This is a genomic window from Alcaligenes faecalis (assembly GCF_009497775.1).
Classification (GTDB): Bacteria; Pseudomonadota; Gammaproteobacteria; order Burkholderiales; family Burkholderiaceae_B; genus Alcaligenes; species Alcaligenes faecalis_D.
Genome location: NZ_CP031012.1, coordinates 2,723,984 through 2,739,607 on the forward strand (window position 1 = coordinate 2,723,984; position 15,624 = coordinate 2,739,607).

Annotated in this window: 15 protein-coding genes; 7 read left to right on the plus strand and 8 right to left on the minus strand. The window is 55.9% G+C overall.

Features of this window, described 5'->3' with window-relative positions; translation table 11 throughout:
• Positions 1 to 96: 96 nt before the first annotated feature.
• From ehuC to ehuA, 3 genes are read left to right on the plus strand one after another with little or no spacing between them, the layout of a single operon-like run.
• Entirely contained in the window at positions 97 to 768 is a 672-nt protein-coding gene (gene ehuC / locus DUD43_RS12680; RefSeq protein ID WP_009456199.1) for an ectoine/hydroxyectoine ABC transporter permease subunit EhuC, read from the plus strand.
• Between the two features lie 2 nt (positions 769 to 770).
• Positions 771 to 1,463, plus strand: coding sequence for an ectoine/hydroxyectoine ABC transporter permease subunit EhuD (gene ehuD, locus DUD43_RS12685; RefSeq protein ID WP_153230574.1), 693 nt, complete (start codon positions 771 to 773; stop codon positions 1,461 to 1,463).
• Positions 1,460 to 2,242 carry an ectoine/hydroxyectoine ABC transporter ATP-binding protein EhuA gene (ehuA, locus tag DUD43_RS12690; protein WP_153230575.1) on the plus strand — a complete coding sequence of 261 codons (783 nt, stop codon included), beginning with the start codon at positions 1,460 to 1,462 and terminating at the stop codon, positions 2,240 to 2,242. The genes ehuD and ehuA overlap by 4 nt, the downstream gene beginning before the upstream one ends.
• Before the next feature lie 147 nt (positions 2,243 to 2,389).
• Here the strand turns inward: ehuA and DUD43_RS12695 are convergent, their stop codons facing one another.
• The 6 genes from DUD43_RS12695 to DUD43_RS12720 form a co-directional block, all read right to left on the minus strand.
• Positions 2,390 to 2,992 carry a DUF2239 family protein gene (locus tag DUD43_RS12695; RefSeq protein ID WP_153230576.1) on the minus strand — a complete coding sequence of 201 codons (603 nt, stop codon included), beginning with the start codon at positions 2,990 to 2,992 and terminating at the stop codon, positions 2,390 to 2,392.
• 374 nt (positions 2,993 to 3,366) lie between these two features.
• Positions 3,367 to 4,290, minus strand: a complete 924-nt coding sequence (gene thpD / locus DUD43_RS12700; RefSeq protein WP_045930185.1) for an ectoine hydroxylase — start codon at positions 4,288 to 4,290, stop codon at positions 3,367 to 3,369.
• A gap of 18 nt (positions 4,291 to 4,308) precedes the next feature.
• Positions 4,309 to 4,701: an ectoine synthase gene (locus DUD43_RS12705; RefSeq protein ID WP_009456191.1), complete on the minus strand. Its 393-nt coding sequence runs from the start codon at positions 4,699 to 4,701 to the stop codon at positions 4,309 to 4,311.
• Positions 4,701 to 6,008: a diaminobutyrate--2-oxoglutarate transaminase gene (gene ectB, locus DUD43_RS12710; RefSeq protein ID WP_153230577.1), complete on the minus strand. Its 1,308-nt coding sequence runs from the start codon at positions 6,006 to 6,008 to the stop codon at positions 4,701 to 4,703. Before ectB ends, DUD43_RS12705 begins: the two co-directional genes overlap by 1 nt.
• Positions 6,009 to 6,103: 95 nt before the next feature.
• Complete coding sequence (gene ectA, locus DUD43_RS12715) at positions 6,104 to 6,622, minus strand: diaminobutyrate acetyltransferase (protein WP_228125784.1); 519 nt, start codon at positions 6,620 to 6,622, stop codon at positions 6,104 to 6,106.
• Between the two features lie 35 nt (positions 6,623 to 6,657).
• The gene (locus tag DUD43_RS12720; RefSeq protein ID WP_153230579.1) at positions 6,658 to 7,185 is read right to left on the minus strand and encodes a MarR family winged helix-turn-helix transcriptional regulator; all 528 of its coding nucleotides are present in this window, start codon (positions 7,183 to 7,185) and stop codon (positions 6,658 to 6,660) included.
• Between the two features lie 349 nt (positions 7,186 to 7,534).
• Here DUD43_RS12720 and yddG point away from each other — a divergent pair, with 349 nt between their 5' ends.
• Positions 7,535 to 8,446, plus strand: a complete 912-nt coding sequence (gene yddG / locus DUD43_RS12725; protein WP_153230580.1) for an aromatic amino acid DMT transporter YddG — start codon at positions 7,535 to 7,537, stop codon at positions 8,444 to 8,446.
• A gap of 164 nt (positions 8,447 to 8,610) precedes the next feature.
• Here yddG and tldD read toward each other — a convergent pair whose 3' ends face one another.
• Positions 8,611 to 10,071 (minus strand): metalloprotease TldD, encoded by a 1,461-nt coding sequence (gene tldD / locus DUD43_RS12730; RefSeq protein WP_153230581.1) that lies wholly within the window; start codon positions 10,069 to 10,071, stop codon positions 8,611 to 8,613.
• 528 nt (positions 10,072 to 10,599) lie between these two features.
• On the opposite strand from tldD, the gene DUD43_RS12735 reads away from it, so the two are divergent.
• A complete protein-coding gene (locus DUD43_RS12735; RefSeq protein WP_153230582.1) occupies positions 10,600 to 10,947 on the plus strand; it encodes an H-NS family nucleoid-associated regulatory protein in 348 nt (115 codons plus the stop codon).
• A 94-nt stretch (positions 10,948 to 11,041) separates the two neighbouring features.
• Here the strand turns inward: DUD43_RS12735 and DUD43_RS12740 are convergent, their stop codons facing one another.
• On the minus strand, positions 11,042 to 11,689 hold the full coding sequence (locus DUD43_RS12740; RefSeq protein WP_153230583.1) for a DUF4136 domain-containing protein: 648 nt from the start codon (positions 11,687 to 11,689) through the stop codon (positions 11,042 to 11,044).
• A gap of 164 nt (positions 11,690 to 11,853) precedes the next feature.
• Here DUD43_RS12740 and pepN point away from each other — a divergent pair, with 164 nt between their 5' ends.
• Together pepN and DUD43_RS12750 are read left to right on the plus strand one after the other, a co-directional pair.
• Positions 11,854 to 14,532, plus strand: coding sequence for an aminopeptidase N (gene pepN / locus DUD43_RS12745; RefSeq protein ID WP_153230584.1), 2,679 nt, complete (start codon positions 11,854 to 11,856; stop codon positions 14,530 to 14,532).
• The gene (locus DUD43_RS12750) at positions 14,529 to 15,554 is read left to right on the plus strand and encodes a class 1 fructose-bisphosphatase (RefSeq protein ID WP_009456167.1); all 1,026 of its coding nucleotides are present in this window, start codon (positions 14,529 to 14,531) and stop codon (positions 15,552 to 15,554) included. Before pepN ends, DUD43_RS12750 begins: the two co-directional genes overlap by 4 nt.
• The last annotated feature ends 70 nt before the right edge of the window (positions 15,555 to 15,624 follow it).

Here is a 15,624-nt window from a genome sequence, read left to right on the forward strand (position 1 = left end):
ACCTGCGGGTAAGGCGGCCGCACGGGCCTGCGCGGCCCCTTGCAAGAGCCGACAGAGCACCGAACGTGCACCGCCTGCCCTTGTCTGGAACCTGATATGGATTGGTTAAGTTACAGCTCCGCCCTGATGGACGGGGCCTGGGTCACCATACAGCTCACCCTGTATTCCACCGTCGTGGGAGCCATCGCCTCCTTTGCCCTGGGCATAGGCAGGCTTTCCCACTCGGTGGCCCTGCGCTCGCTGTCCGTCACCATTATTGAAGTTTTTCGCGGTACCTCTTTACTGGTACAACTGTTCTGGCTGTACTTTGCCCTGCCTATTCTGGGCGAGTCCATGGGCCTGGACTGGCGTCTGGACCCGGTCGTGGCGGGCACCCTGGCCCTGGGTCTGAACATTGGCGCCTACGGGGCCGAAGTGGTACGTGGTGCCATCCAGGCCGTGCCGCATTCCCAACTGGAAGCGGCCAAGGCCCTGGACTTTACCGAGCGCCAAACCCTGTGGCGCATCAGCCTGCCCCAGGCCATCCCGGAAATGATGCCCAGCTTCGGGAATCTGGCTGTACAGAACCTGAAAGATACGGCTCTGGTCTCCCTGATCAGCCTGGGAGACTTGAGCTTCAGAGCTGAACAAATACGCAACTTCACCCAGGACAGCACCACCATCTACACCCTGCTCTTGCTGATGTACTTTGGCATGGCACTCGTGCTGACGGTCCTGATGAAATTGCTGGAACGCGCAACCGGCCGCTGGCGCGCGCAAAGGAGCTGAACATGCTGTTTGGTATTGAATGGGACACCAGCAGCAACGGAGCATTTGCGCTGTCTATCCTGCCTATCCTGCTTAAAGGCTTATGGGTCACCATCCAGGCCGCCGTGCTGGGCTTTGGTGTTGCGGCCGTTTTAGGGCTGATTCTGGCAGGCCTGAAAAGCGTTCGTCTGCGCCTGATTTCCTGGCCCGCCTATGTGCTGACCGAGTTCCTGCGCGACACACCTTTGCTGGTGCAATTGTTTTTCCTGTACTACGTGCTGCCGGACTACGGCATCGTGCTGCCCGCCTTTCTGACTGGCGCACTGGCGCTGGGTGTGCAGTACAGCGCCTATCTGTCGGAGGTCTATAGAGCTGGTCTGGAATCCGTCACCCACGGCCAGACCGAAGCGGCCCGCGCGCTGGATATTTCCCCGCTGCGCACCTTTATAGTCATCACCCTGCCCCAGGCTATCCCACGCATCATCCCGGCCATGGGTAACTACCTGGTGTCCATCATGAAAGACGTGCCCGTGCTCTCTGTTGTATCGGTACTGGAAGTCCTGAACGTGGCCAAGATTATTGGTGACCGTACTTTTAACTACATCATTCCCCTGTCCATGGTGGGCGGCCTGTATCTGCTGCTGACCCTCCTGGCTTCGGCTGGGGTACGAGCGCTGGACCAGCGTTTGCCCAAGCAAGGAATCCCCCTGCGATGACTGACACAAACCCCATCATTCAATTTGACAATGTCACCAAGAAATTTGGTGATGTCACCGTCCTGGACTCCTTGAACTTTCAGGTGCAGCCGGGTGAGAAAGTCACCATCATCGGCCCTTCCGGTTCCGGTAAATCCACCGTGCTGCGCATTCTGATGACACTGGAAACCATAGACGATGGCGTCATCACGGTAGCGGGCAAGCCCCTCTGGCACGAGCGGGTCGATGACAAGCTGGTGCCTGCCAGCCAGAACCATTTGCGCGAAATGCGCAAGGAAATGGGCATGGTGTTCCAGCAGTTCAACCTGTTCCCGCACATGACGGTAATGCGCAATGTGACTGAAGCGCCCACCCATGTGCTGGGCCTGTCCAAAGAACAGGCACGCGAGCGGGCCACCAAATATCTGGATCTGGTGGGCCTGATCGACCATGCGGACAAATTCCCCAGCCAGCTCTCCGGCGGGCAGCAACAGCGAGTGGGGATTGCTCGGGCCCTGGCCATGGAACCGAACATTCTGCTATTTGACGAGCCCACCTCGGCCCTGGACCCGGAGCTGGTGGGCGAAGTGCTGGGCGTCATTCAAAAGCTGAGTCAGGAACAGGATCTGACGATTCTGCTGGTGACCCACGAAATGCAATTTGCCAAGGAAGTCTCAGACCGCGTCTGCTTCTTTGATAAAGGCGTGATCGTGGAATCCGGCCCGCCCGAACAAGTGTTCTGCAATCCGCAGGAAGCACGGACACAGGCGTTCTTGAGCAATTTCATTCAGGCGGCTTAGCAGCCCCTACGCACTCCGCCACTTGAGCGTGGTTCTGCCCTGCAAGTTACGCATGACAAAGGCACAGCCGGATGCCTGCGTCGGCTCCAGATACACACGTAGTTAAGACTTGGTGTTCATGATCTCTGTCACCAAGTCTTATTAAGACTAGGGTGTCGCCGGAGTTTCCGCCAGCTTGATCGCATGCTCCCGCACATCTTCCGGCCAAGCAGCCAGCAGGGTTTTGAAGCGCTCCTGCTCATCCGCAAACAAGGCTCGCATGGCTTCTTCAAAACCAGGCAAATCACCACCAATTGCGGTCATGAAGTTATAGGCCCGCTCCTGCGCCTGACGGCGCTGATCTTTTGCGGCACTGGCACGGCGAGCTTCTTCAACCAGTTTGCGTAGCGCAACCGATGCTCCACCGGGTTGAGTCGCCAGCCAATCCCAATGGCGGGGCAACAAGGTTACTTCGCGGGGAACCACGCCCAGCTTAGGGCGACCACGGCCGCGTGGAGCCTCCTTTTCTGCCTGCTCAACCTCAGCTTCAGGAGCATCCACTGGCGCATAGCGTTGTGCCAGTTCCTCGTCTGTCCCTTGAGTATTCACATCCACAAAGCGGCCTGTCACATCGTCAAAGATCAGCACGGGATCGTTAACCCGGCTCTCCAGCACTTTCTTCACGGCCAGCACATTGGCCAGCATGGGACCGGACGCGATACGGCGGTGACCCATAAAGCTGGTGTAGGTATTGGGGTAAGTCGTTTTCATAGCAAAACCAATGCTTCGATTAAGAAGCCCCTATTTTTACCCGGATGATATTAATCAGTCAATATTATCCGGGTATAAATAAAAAGGTGTTGCTAATTGAGCGCATTAAAACCGGCAAATCCTGACCAACTGTCATCACAAAGATTCCAGTGCAAGCCTAGTCATAGCTACTGAATATCTCTTCTAACGGCTTTCTGAACCCAGGCCAGTCAATAAGAGGAAGACCAGCCACCTCTGCCCAAGCCCGGTCCCGGTGGCTTGCCTCCCCCCCCCCTGTTCACGATCTTGAACCCACAAAAAACGCCCCCTGAAATAGCTTCAGGGAGCGTCTTATCCGGCCAGGTCTGCACCCAAGGCGCAGACCTTCTTCTTGCTTAGGACTCCAGCAGCGGTCCGTTCAATGGCGTCAGGACAGGGAACTGCCCGCGAGTCGCCACATGCGCAGGACGGGGTGTCAGCCCCTGCTTGGGATCACCCACGCAGTTTTCCACGCTGTTATAGACCGTAAACACATTGGCTCGTGGCCAAGGCGAGATATTGCTGGCCGAACCATGCAAGGTATTGCAGTCAAAAAAGATCACCGAACCAGCCTTGGCGGTAATGGCTTCTATCCCCCCCTGATCCACCAGCAAACGCAGGCTGATCGGATCGGGCACGCCATACTCCTGCTTGCGCAAGGATTCCTTGTAATGGTTGTCCGGTGTCTGCCCCGTGCAAGAGATGAACTGACGGTGCGAACCCGGTACCAGCATCAAGGGGCCATTGCACACATTATTGTCTGTCAGCAGCACCGAGCAACTTAAAGCGCGCATTTGCGGCATGCCATCTTCGATATGCCAGGTCTCGAAGTCCGAATGCCAGTAAAACTCCTTGCCGGTAAAGCCCGGTTTCAGGTTGGCACGGGACTGATGAACATACACATCCGAGCCCAGAATCTGGCGGGCCACATCCAGCACACGCGGATCGCGCACCAGGCGGGCAATCAGCTCGCTGAGTTCATGCACCCGAAAGATCGAGCGCACGGCCTGACTGCCCTTTTCCACCACGGCCTCTTCACGCGACAAGATGCCGGGGTCGGTGCTCATGGCTTCCACATTGCCCAGCAAGGCTTGCACTTCCTGCGCATTGAACAAATCAGGCAGCAGTAAAAAGCCGTTGTCCTCGTACTCCCGCAGCTGGGACTTGTTCAAAGGCTGGCTACCTACCGGATCCGGATACACCACCGGCTCCTGGCGGCTGACGATGGCCGCCGTTCGTTCTGTACGAGAGGTGTACAGATCGCTCATGGTCACTGTCATCATGCTCTCCTTAGGTCTTCAGTCTTCCACGATGGCTGGGTAGACCCCTTTCTCATCGTGAACTTCCTGACCGGTCAGGGGCGGATTGAACACGCAGATCACTCGCAGCGGCTCTTTGCCACCGCGCAGATAGTGTTCATCGTGCTGGTCCAGGGCATAGACCACGCCTGGGCCCAAATCGTATTTCTTGCCGTCGGCAACGGTTTCGATTTCGCCATCGCCCTCGATGCACCACACCGCTTCCAGGTGATTCTGGTAGTGGATGTGGGTCTCGGTGCCAGGAAAAATAACGGTTTCATGAAAGGAAAAACCCATGCCGTCTTTCTTGAGCAAAACACGGCGACTGACCCAGGTGTCTGTGCGCACCTCATCACGGGTTCCAATCACATCTTGCACGTTCTTCACCAACATTAGCGTGCTCCTCCAATCTTCAGAATCTTGGCCTGTGTGCCGCGCTTGGACAGGCACTGGGCCACGCTGCGTTCAATAATGTCCAGACCTTGGCTCAGCTCTTCATTGCTGATGGTCAGGGCAGGCAGCAGCTTCAGAACCTCGTCGTGGGCGCCCGAAGTTTCAATCACCAGACCTTGCTTGAAAGCCTGTGCGGCGATTTCATTGGCCAGACCGGCACCGGGTGGTGTCACCAGGCCCTGAATCAAGCCGCGACCACGCACACTCAAGCCACGATCGGGATAGCTGTGCACCAGATTTTCCAGCCAGTCGCGCACTTGGCGCTCCTTGCCCTGGATCTCGACTTCAAAGTCTTCATTGGCCCAGTAGCTTTCCAACGCTTGAGCGGCGGTCACGAAAGCCAGGTTATTGCCACGGAAGGTGCCGTTATGGGCGCTGGGCTTCCACACGTCCAGTTCAGGACGCAGCAGGACCAGGGACATGGGCAGTCCAAAGCCGGACAGGGATTTGGACAAGGTGATGATGTCAGGGCTGATACCGGCCTGCTCGAAGCTGAAGAAACGGCCCGTACGACCGCAACCGACTTGAATGTCATCGACAATCAGCAGCATGTCGTGCTCGCGGCACAGACGTTGCAACTCACGCAGCCAACGCTGTGTGGCCACGTTCACGCCCCCTTCACCTTGCACGGTTTCCACGATGACCGCGGCAGGATGGTCCAGGCCACTGCTGGGATCTTCCAGCAAGCGCTCCAGATAAGCCATCGTGTTGACGTCCGGGCCCAAGTACCCGTCATAGGGCATGAACGAGGTATTGCCCAGGGCCACACCCGCTGCACTACGAAATTTGGAGTTCGCCGTCACTGCCAGGGAACCCGTGCTGACGCCGTGGAAACCGTGCGTAAAGGAAATCACATTCTGGCGACCCTTGACCTGACGTGCCAGTTTTAACGCCGCCTCCACGGCATTGGTGCCGGTAGGCCCCGTAAACTGCAAGCGGTAGTCCCACCCGCGCGGTTTGAGCAGAACTTTGTCCACCGTTTCAAGAAAGTATTTCTTGGCGCTGGTGGCCATGTCCAAACCGTGTACCAAGCCGTCGGTGTTCAGGTATTCAATCAGCTTTTCTTTCAGATGGGGATTGTTATGCCCGTAGTTGAGCGTACCGGCCCCACTGAAAAAATCGATGTATTGCCTGCCTGACTCGTCCTCCAAGACCGAGCCTCGGGCTTTGTTGAAAATGACCGGGAAGGACCGGACGTAGCCCCTTACTTCAGACTCCATCCGGTCGAATATTTTTAAATCAGTCATATTTCCTCTCCTGGTTATAGAACGGCGTGTCTTGAGCCGACAAACAACAATCAGCGAACCAGACCGGCTCTACCGTTCTTTTGCGTAAAGTCCCCTTATCCAGAGTCCAAGGGGCCGATTCGTAATAGAGGTTCTGCCTCGTGAGCCTGTGCGGCAAACAAGGCGGTATCAAAGAATTCCTGTTCCTGCATGGGCGCTGCCCAGCGCCGGGCCATGGCGGCAAACAGGCCACGCGAGGCCCGGTTGCCGGGGCTGACCGTCGTTTCCAGATAGCGCAGGGAACGGCCACGCAAACGCTGCCTTAGATGGTCCAGCATGGCCTGCCCCAGACGACGCCCACGGGCGCGCTCGTGCACGGCTACTTGCCATACAAAGAGCACATCAGGACGGTCGGGGAGAAAGTAGGCAGAGATGAAACCGTCTATTTGTTCCCCACGCTGCGCGACAACGCAGGTCTGGGAAAAGTGCTCGCTGAGCAGCAAATAGAGATATTCAGAATTCAGATCCAGTGGCGGGCTGTCGGCAATCAGCTGATGGATTGCGGCGGCATCACGCAACAGGGGCGCACGCAGTATCAGCGCCGGGTCACTGGGGGCAGGATCGGTGGCAGTCATGCTGCCGGCCGAGCTGCCCGGACTAGGTCGATCCGTCAAACCACCAACCCGGATTCGGGGGGTACATCCCCTTCCGGGACCTCAAGAATAGGCGAGGCCGTATCGTCGGCCTCCAGCACAACATCCGGGTCAGCATCGAGCAAGCGCACAATGCGCTCCAGGGACAGGGTCATGGTGGCCTGTTCCAGCTCGGGCAACTCTTTCAAGGCGTCCGACAACTTCTTTTGCAGCGGGGACGGCGTATCGCGCGCCAGGGTCACCCCTTCGGGCGTCGCGCTGACAAAGACAATGCGTCGGTCTTCACGGCCACGCTCGCGCAGCACCAGTTTCTTGTCTTCCAGGCGGTCCAGAATACCGACCACGGTGCTGGGGCTGACGTGCATTTCACGGCTGATGGCCGTGGCCGTCAGCGGGCCCTTTTCAATAATGGTGCGCAGGCAGATCAACTGGGGCGCGGTGATATTGCTGTACGCCGACAGTTGCCTGGAGTGCAGGGCAATCGAGCGCGTAATCTGGCGCAAGGCCCGCAAAATTCGTAAATCGTAGTGTTGATCTGTGGTCATTTAATTAGCCAAACAAAATAATTCAGCACGATTAATTCGTGTTGAAATGATATGCCTAGAAAAGATCCAAGTCAAACCGATTTACACTCACCATCATAGAGAGCGTAAACGCGTGGTTCTGACTCAAAATCCAAGAAAATGTAAGCGCCAGCTTCTTCAAAAGCGGGCCAGCCAGGAGCAGAACGATGCCCTGCTCTATCCCTTTTTCACCCGGAGCGGTTCAGGACGACACGCAGCTTACAGTAAACTGTCCAAGCCCGAACCCAACCCGGCCCATTAACCCATAAGTCTCCTGGCCAAGTAAAGCCGCTGCCCGTTCACGGTGCGCCTTGCAGACAGTGAAACCAGCATGAAGCAATCTGATAAGGCAACCCTGATTGGTCTGATCGCCATTGTTCTTTGGAGCACGATTGTCGGCCTGATACGCAGCGTCAGCGACTATCTGGGTGCTACCGGCGGCGCTGCCCTGATATACACCCTGGCCTCGGTCTTTCTTCTCTTATCGGTAGGTTGGGTACGCCTGCGCCACTTCCCGCGCCGCTATCTGATCTGGGGCAGCATTCTGTTTGTCTGCTATGAGCTGTGTCTGGCCCTGTCCATTGGCTATGCCCACAACAGCCAGCAGGCGATTGAAGTGGGCATGGTCAATTATCTGTGGCCCACCTTCACCATCGTGGCCGCTATTTTGTTCAACAAGCAAAAAGCCAACTGGCTGATCGCGCCGGGCCTGCTCTTGTCCATGATGGGCATCAGCTGGATTCTGGGCGGCGAGCAAGGTTTAAGCGTGCACAGCATCTGGCTGAATGTACAGGACAATCCCTTGAGCTATGGCCTGGCCTTTAGCGGCGCACTGATCTGGGCGGGCTACAGCACCATGACCGCCCGCATCGCCCAGGGCAAAAATGGCATCACCTTGTTTTTCATGCTGACCGCGGCCGTTCTGTGGGTGAAATACCTGGGCCAAGGTGCACCCGCAATGAGCTTTACTGTTCCAGCACTGGTGTATTTGCTACTGGCCGCCATTGCGATGGGCTTTGGCTATGCCGCCTGGAACGTGGGTATTTTGCACGGCAATGTCACCATACTGGCCGGCGCTTCCTACTTTATTCCGGTCTTTTCAGCCGCCCTGTCCACCTTCCTGCTGCAAGCTCCTTTGACGCTCACCTTCTGGCAAGGCTCGGCCATGGTGTGTTCGGGGGCCTTGTTGTGCTGGCTGGCCATCCGGGTTCGCAAACCCAGGCCGGTGAAACGCACTGCCTGAAAAAACCATACTCATTAATCCCGGCATGGCTGTGCCTGCCGCGCAAAAATCAAAATTAAATCCAATTTGCTGCAGCGCAATAAAAGCAGCATAAAAAAAGACCGCCCAAAGTTGAATTAACTGGGGCGGTCTTTTTATCGGTTTTGATTAGCCGACAAATTAAATCAGGCGGTTCCACCTACGGTCAGGTTTTCCATCCGCACGGTAGGAATACCCACTCCAACCGGAACGCTTTGACCTTCTTTACCGCAAGTACCCACTCCTGAATCCAGCTGCATGTCATTACCGATCATGCTGATTTGATTCATGGCATCGGGGCCACTACCAATCAAGGTGGCACCTTTAACGGGGTACATCAGTTTGCCGTTTTCAATCACCCAGGCTTCCGAAGCCGAGAAAACAAACTTACCGCTAGTAATATCGACCTGGCCGCCACCGAAGTCTACGGCATATAAACCCTTTTTAACCGAGGCAATAATTTCCTGCGGGTCTTTATCGCCACCCAACATAAAGGTGTTGGTCATGCGCGGCAAAGGCAGGCTGGCGTAGGACTCGCGACGGCCATTGCCCGTAATGGCGGCACCCATCAAGCGCGCATTATGGGTGTCTTGCAAATAACCTTTCAAAATACCGTCTTCAATCAGGACGGTACGTTGTGTGGCATTGCCTTCGTCATCCATATTCAAGGAACCACGGCGGTTTTCCAAAGTGCCATCATCAATGACGGTCACGCCCTTGGAGGCCACGCGCTGGCCAATACGGCCCGAGAACAGGCTGCTGCCACGACGGTTGAAGTCACCTTCCAAACCGTGGCCTACCGCTTCGTGCAGCATGACGCCTGGCCAGCCTGGGCCCAGAACCACCGTCATCTGACCGGCTGGCGCGGGTTTGGCTTCCAGATTCGTCATGGCCGAACGCACGGCCTTGTCCACGTAGCTGCGCAGCATATCGTCGGAGAAGTAGGACAGATCAACCCGTCCACCACCGGCGGCCGAACCACGTTCACGACGGCCATTCTGTTCAACAATGACCGACAAGGACAAGTGCACCAAGGGGCGTACATCAGCAGCCAGACGGCCATCGCTACCGGCCACCAGCACCACATCGTACTCCGCACCCAGGCTGGCCATGACCTGCACCACGCGGGGGTCTGCGGCACGCGCCAAGGCATCCAGTCGTCCTAACAAAGCCACTTTTTCAGGGGCAGGCAAGCTGGCAATCGGGTCTGTGCCCGTATACAAGGTGGGACGCTGCGAATCGGCCGGCACCAGAATACCGCTTTTACCCGAGCCGCCCTGGCGTGCAATCGAGCGCACCACACGAGCCGAAGACAGCAAGGCCTCCGGGCTGAGGGAATCCGAATAGGCAAAGGCGGTTTTCTCGCCGCTTAATGCGCGCACACCCACGCCCTGCTCAATAGAGAAGCTGCCGCTTTTGACGATCCCTTCGTCCAGCGCCCAGCCTTCGCTGCGGGTGTACTGAAAATACAAATCGGCGTAGTCAGCCTGATGGGTGAAGATCTCACCGAGCGCGCCGGACAAATGGCTTTCATTCAAGCCCCAGGGCTCAAGCAACAGTCCACGGGCGCATTCCAGGGCATTGATAGCCGGATCAACTAACTTCATCGTTTATTCCTACTGACAGATCCCCGGCAAGCCCATGGCTGCAAGGGACGAAAATGGGTACCAAAAGACGTGCTGACATCAACTTGGCTTCCGTCCATCTGAGCATTAAAACAGAATGTGCCACCGTATGCGATGCCGACGTACTGATCGGGCGGTTTCCGGGCTTTCAGAACCATAAATCAGCCGGTTGAACTAATAGGTTCAAAAATTCCAATTACGACATTTTCTGATACGGAATTAAAACTATTTTAAAATCTCCCTAATTAGAAACCCACCTATACGGTTTTGATATAAACCCATTCAAATTCATGATAACCCCTGATTAGATTAATTAATCAAGTGCCATTGAATTGTCTAATGGCCTTAAATAATTACAAAAACCAAACAACTTTTTGATTAAGCGTTTATTTTTTATCCAAACTACTTATCTTTTCAAGAAAATCAAAGTACACTGTTTTCGCATGATAAACACGAGCTTGTACAGGCAGGGTTTATCAGATAACTACAAACATGAAACAGGAATCCCATATGTCAGTCGAAACTTACAGCTCCGCGAAGCAAAAGATAGAAAAAGAGATTCTGCGTCTGCAAAAGCAGATGAAATCCCTTCGAGTCAAACAGCGTCGTCCTGTGATCGCGTCTATCGTCAAGTCCATGCAAGATAACGAGATCACGATTGAAGAAGTCGCTGAAGCTCTGGAAAATTCCGCCCGCCGCGGTGCTGGTGCAGGTTCCGACGGCCCTAAAACCAGCTTGCCTCCCAAATACCGCCACCCCGGCACCCAGGACACCTGGACGGGCCGTGGCCGCCCACCACGCTGGATCATTGATGCTGAAGCCAATGGTCGCAGCCGTGAAGAGTTCCTTATCAAATAAGCTTGGGAACCAAACAAAAGAAAGGGACCGCTTGAAAAAGCGGTCCCTTTCTTATTGATATAAATCCCCTACATAATGCCGGGGTACTGGCGACTCAATCCCGAGGTAATGGATATCGGATATCAATTACTTGCCCATTATTACCAGGGAAACCATCAAATATGGCCTGGGACAAAAATGGCATCTGCTGGTCCAGGTTGTCGGAATGGCTATAAGAGACGGCTGTGGCGCGATACACTTCTGCGCCCGAGTTTTGATTATCTGTAATGATTACATTTAGATAATTTTTATACACAGTGACAGGAACATTCACTACATTCGGAGAATAAAAGAAACCTCCGCCCCAACCATCATTTGGCGCATAATAGCCGCGCCCGATTCCCCAAGCCGATGGACCATAAAAACTATCTGCAAATTGAGGCACCCAGCTTTGTTCCTGCGGATTGCCATAATCCATTTGCAGCACAAAACGCGCGGACTTCAGATCCGCCGCTTGCACCAGTCCCGTAACGCCAATAGAAGCCCGCACAGAATCGGCAAAAGACTGGTATTGCAGACTACTGCTTTTGTCCGGCGAAGACTTGATGTAATAGGTATCGCCACTGGTGGCCGTGGGCCATTGCTGATAACGCGTCAATTTGGCGGACCAGCTAGGCGCAGCGCAAGCCGTGGTCAATACCGCCAATGCCAGGCTCATCAGGCGTAGGGCGCGCCAGGAAAACCCTTCAGAAAATAACGTCATAGTTTCACCCTTGCTTGTTTTTCGCTTGCACGTTCAAGCCCGATTAATGACAGCGCCGTAGCGCCGACGAACAATTAGTTTACTGCCTGTTTCTGGCGTCCAGTGTGGGCGTTCAAACAACATTACAATAGACCATCTTTTTTCGATTGTCGGACCAGGATCACATGCGCACAGACACCTTACCTACGATCTCCCGCCACGATTACCAGCCCTACCCCTATCAAATAGAAAAGGTACGGCTGGAGTTTGATCTGGCGGCCGAGCAAACCTTGGTTCGACTGGCTTTTCGAGCCAGCAGCCGGGACGGCCAGGTCCGCCCCCTGGTACTGGATGGCGAAGACATTGAACTGCTTGAAGTCAGTATCAACGGCGTCGCCCTGACTGCCCAGGATTACCAGCTTGATGAGCAGGGCCTGACGCTCTCGCCCCAGACCGCAGAATTTGATCTGGTGCTGGTGAGCCGTTGCCGCCCGCAAGACAACACCATGCTCATGGGCTTGTATGTCTCGGGCCAGAATCTGTTTACCCAATGTGAAGCCCAGGGCTTTCGTCGTATTACCTTCTTCCCGGACCGTCCTGATGTGATGTCCCGTTATGAAGTGGTGCTGCGCGGCGATGCCACGCTTTACCCGTATCTGCTCTCCAACGGCAATTTGCTGGAAAGCACAACGCTGGACGATGGCCGCAGCCAGGCCATCTGGGAAGATCCTTTTCCAAAGCCTTCTTATTTATTTGCACTGGTTGCTGGCGATTTTGATGTACGCGAACGCGAAATCAAAAAGGCCAATGGCCAGCCTGCCCTATTGCAGGTTTATTGCGATCGTGGTGACGGCGATAAAACAGAATGGGCCATGGAATGCCTAGAACATTCGGTACGCTGGGATGAACAACGCTTTGGCCTGGAACTGGATCTGGACCGCTTCATGATTGTGGCCGCTCGCGACTTCAATATGGGCGCGATGGAAAACAAGGGCCTTAACATCTTTAATGCCGCCTATGTGCTGGCGGATGCACAAAGCACCACCGATGCCTCCTTCCACGCGGTTGAAGCCGTTATTGGTCACGAGTACTTCCATAACTGGACCGGCAACCGCGTCACCTGCCGCGACTGGTTCCAGCTTTCCCTGAAAGAAGGCCTGACGGTTTTCCGCGATCAGGAGTTCTCTGCCGATATGCTGGCCCAAGGGCTGGATGGCGCTCAGGCCGCCAGTGCCCGTGCCGTCAAACGCATTGATGATGTCAGCGTCTTGCGTGCCGCCCAGTTCCCTGAAGATGCCGGCCCGATGGCTCACCCCATTCGTCCCGAGAGCTATCAGGAAATCAGCAACTTTTACACCGCCACTATTTACGAAAAAGGCGCTGAAGTCATTCGCATGCAGCACACCTTGCTGGGCGAAGAAAACTTCCAGGCTGGTATTCGTGAATACTTCAAGCGCCACGACGGCCAGGCAGTGACTTGCGATGATTTCGTGGACAGCATGGACAGCGTGTATCGCCAGGTCAAACCCGGCCAAAGTCTGGAGCAATTCCGCCGCTGGTATCAGCAAGCGGGAACTCCACGCGTTCAGGTCAGCCTGCTACACGACCCAGCCGCCCAGACCGCCACACTGACCCTGCGCCAAAGCAATGAGCCCGCCGGGATCGAGAACAAATCCACACCCAAGCCACCTTTGCACATCCCCTTTGCCCTGGGCATGCTGGATCAGCAAGGCACACCACTGACTCTGCATCTGGATGGTCAGCAAGGCGATACGCTGGTACTGGATTTCACGCAAGCCGAACAAAGCTGGACCTTCACACAGATTCCTGAGGCGCCGGTTCTGTCCTTGCTGCGCAATTTCTCTGCGCCTGTGCGGGTGGACTACTACCGTCCGGATTCCGAGCTGGCTTTGCTGGCCCGTCACGACACCGATCCGTTTGCCCGTTGGGAAGCGGCTCAGCTGCTGGCTACCCGTCTGATTTTGTCCTCGGCATCGGGACGCACGCCGTCGGCCGCACAATTGGCGACGGTGGTGCAAACCTGGCATGCGCTGGTACAAGACCCTGCCTTGAGCCCTGCTTACAAGGCCCGCATCCTGTCCCTGCCCAGCGAACGCGAATTGCTGGAACAAACCAAGCCCATGACCCCGCGTACCGTGGTTCAGGCTCGTCGCCAGCTGCAACGTGAACTGGGTCTGGCCCTGACGCCCTACTGGCAGGAGCTGTATCAGTACCTGAGCCTGGAACAAGCTCCCTACAGCCCCGACGCCTTGCAGGCTGGCCAGCGCTCCTTGCGCAATCTGGCCCTGAATTACCTGCTGGTGGCCGGCGTGAATACCGGCCCGCAATTGGCACGCAATCAATACGATCAGGCCACCAATATGACTGATCGCATGGGTGCGCTTAGTGCGCTGGTGAACTACGGTGACGAAGAGGATCGTCAGGACGGTCTGGATGACTTTTTCCAGCGCTGGCAGGACAATCCCCTGGTGCTGGACCGCTGGTTCAGCTTGCAGGCCACCGCCCCCAGCACACAAGTTGCCCAGGTGCGCGCCCTGATGCTGCATCCTGCTTTCTCGATGCGCAACCCCAACCGCGCCCGCTCTCTGATTTTCCAGTTCTGCATGAATAATATGCAGGCTGTACACACGCCGGAAGGCTATACCTTCTGGGCCGAGCAAGTCATTGCCCTGGACAAGCTCAACCCGGAAATCTCTGCCCGCCTGGCCCGTGTGTTTGATAACTGGGCCCGCTTTGAACCCGAAGCCCGCGACCTGCTCAAGGCAGCGCTGGAGCGGATTCAGGCCGAACCCGGCCTGTCGGGCAATGTGGCCGAAATCGTACATAAAGCATTAACTCTTTGACCTCGGAGTCTGTCTTGAAGAAAAACCTTACTCAGTATCTGGTGGAGCAACAGCGCCAGAAGAAAACGGTCACCGCCGATGTGCGCCTGCTGCTGGAAACAGTGGCGCGCGCGTGCAAGGCGATTGGCCATGCCGTCAGTAAAGGGGCGCTGGGCGGCGTTCTGGGTTCTCTGGACTCCGAAAACGTCCAGGGCGAAGTTCAGAAAAAACTGGATGTGCTGTCCAATGAAATCCTGCTGGAAGCCAATGAATGGGGCGGTAACCTGGCTGCCATGGCCTCCGAGGAAATGGACACCCTGCACCGCATTCCCGACTACTACCCCAAGGGCGAAAACCTGCTCTTGTTCGATCCGCTGGATGGCTCGTCCAATATTGACGTGAACGTGTCCATTGGCACGATCTTCTCGGTGCTGAGCGTACCGCCTGAAGCGCGTGACCGCGTGATCGAAGAGCAGGACTTCCTGCAACCCGGCGTGCGTCAGGTTGCCGCCGGTTATGCCATTTACGGCCCGCAAACCATGCTGGTGCTGACCGTGGGTGATGGCGTGGCCGCCTTCACGCTGGACAAGGAAATGGGCTCCTGGGTGTTGACCACCGAGCGCATCACCATCCCCGAGGACACCTCGGAATTTGCCATCAATATGTCCAATATGCGTCACTGGGAAGCCCCGGTAAAACGCTATATCGACGACTGCCTGGCAGGTCCGGATGGCCCATTGGGCAAAAACTACAATATGCGCTGGATCGCCTCCATGGTGGCCGATGTACACCGCATCCTGACCCGTGGCGGTATCTTCATGTACCCCCGTGATGCCCGCGCCTCCGGTCGCAAGGGCAAGCTGCGTCTGATGTACGAAGCCAACCCCATGAGCTTCCTGGTCGAGCAAGCCGGTGGCATGTCGATTGACGGCACACAGCGCATTCTGGACGTACAACCGACAGAACTGCACCAGCGCATTGGTGTGATTCTGGGTTCGCGCAATGAAGTCGAGCGCGTGCGTCAGTACCACGAGCAAGGCTGATTCCTGTCCGCCGAACATCGGCGGATACAGCACTGCCAAATGAAAATGGCCTCCTTGTCGGAGGCCATTT

What these genes read in the sequence shown, in the direction of transcription:
- ectA (WP_228125784.1), bottom strand. Translation starts at nt 6,622, where the DNA reads ATGACTGCCACCGATCCTGCCCCCAGTGACCCGGCGCTGATACTGCGT.
- DUD43_RS12705 (WP_009456191.1), bottom strand. Translation starts at nt 4,701, where the DNA reads ATGTTGGTGAAGAACGTGCAAGATGTGATTGGAACCCGTGATGAGGTG.
- DUD43_RS12720 (WP_153230579.1), bottom strand. Translation starts at nt 7,185, where the DNA reads ATGACCACAGATCAACACTACGATTTACGAATTTTGCGGGCCTTGCGC.
- DUD43_RS12740 (WP_153230583.1), bottom strand. Translation starts at nt 11,689, where the DNA reads ATGACGTTATTTTCTGAAGGGTTTTCCTGGCGCGCCCTACGCCTGATG.
- ehuC (WP_009456199.1), top strand. Translation starts at nt 97, where the DNA reads ATGGATTGGTTAAGTTACAGCTCCGCCCTGATGGACGGGGCCTGGGTC.
- DUD43_RS12695 (WP_153230576.1), bottom strand. Translation starts at nt 2,992, where the DNA reads ATGAAAACGACTTACCCCAATACCTACACCAGCTTTATGGGTCACCGC.
- ehuD (WP_153230574.1), top strand. Translation starts at nt 771, where the DNA reads ATGCTGTTTGGTATTGAATGGGACACCAGCAGCAACGGAGCATTTGCG.
- thpD (WP_045930185.1), bottom strand. Translation starts at nt 4,290, where the DNA reads ATGACAGTGACCATGAGCGATCTGTACACCTCTCGTACAGAACGAACG.
- pepN (WP_153230584.1), top strand. Translation starts at nt 11,854, where the DNA reads ATGCGCACAGACACCTTACCTACGATCTCCCGCCACGATTACCAGCCC.
- ehuA (WP_153230575.1), top strand. Translation starts at nt 1,460, where the DNA reads ATGACTGACACAAACCCCATCATTCAATTTGACAATGTCACCAAGAAA.
- tldD (WP_153230581.1), bottom strand. Translation starts at nt 10,071, where the DNA reads ATGAAGTTAGTTGATCCGGCTATCAATGCCCTGGAATGCGCCCGTGGA.
- DUD43_RS12735 (WP_153230582.1), top strand. Translation starts at nt 10,600, where the DNA reads ATGTCAGTCGAAACTTACAGCTCCGCGAAGCAAAAGATAGAAAAAGAG.
- ectB (WP_153230577.1), bottom strand. Translation starts at nt 6,008, where the DNA reads ATGACTGATTTAAAAATATTCGACCGGATGGAGTCTGAAGTAAGGGGC.
- yddG (WP_153230580.1), top strand. Translation starts at nt 7,535, where the DNA reads ATGAAGCAATCTGATAAGGCAACCCTGATTGGTCTGATCGCCATTGTT.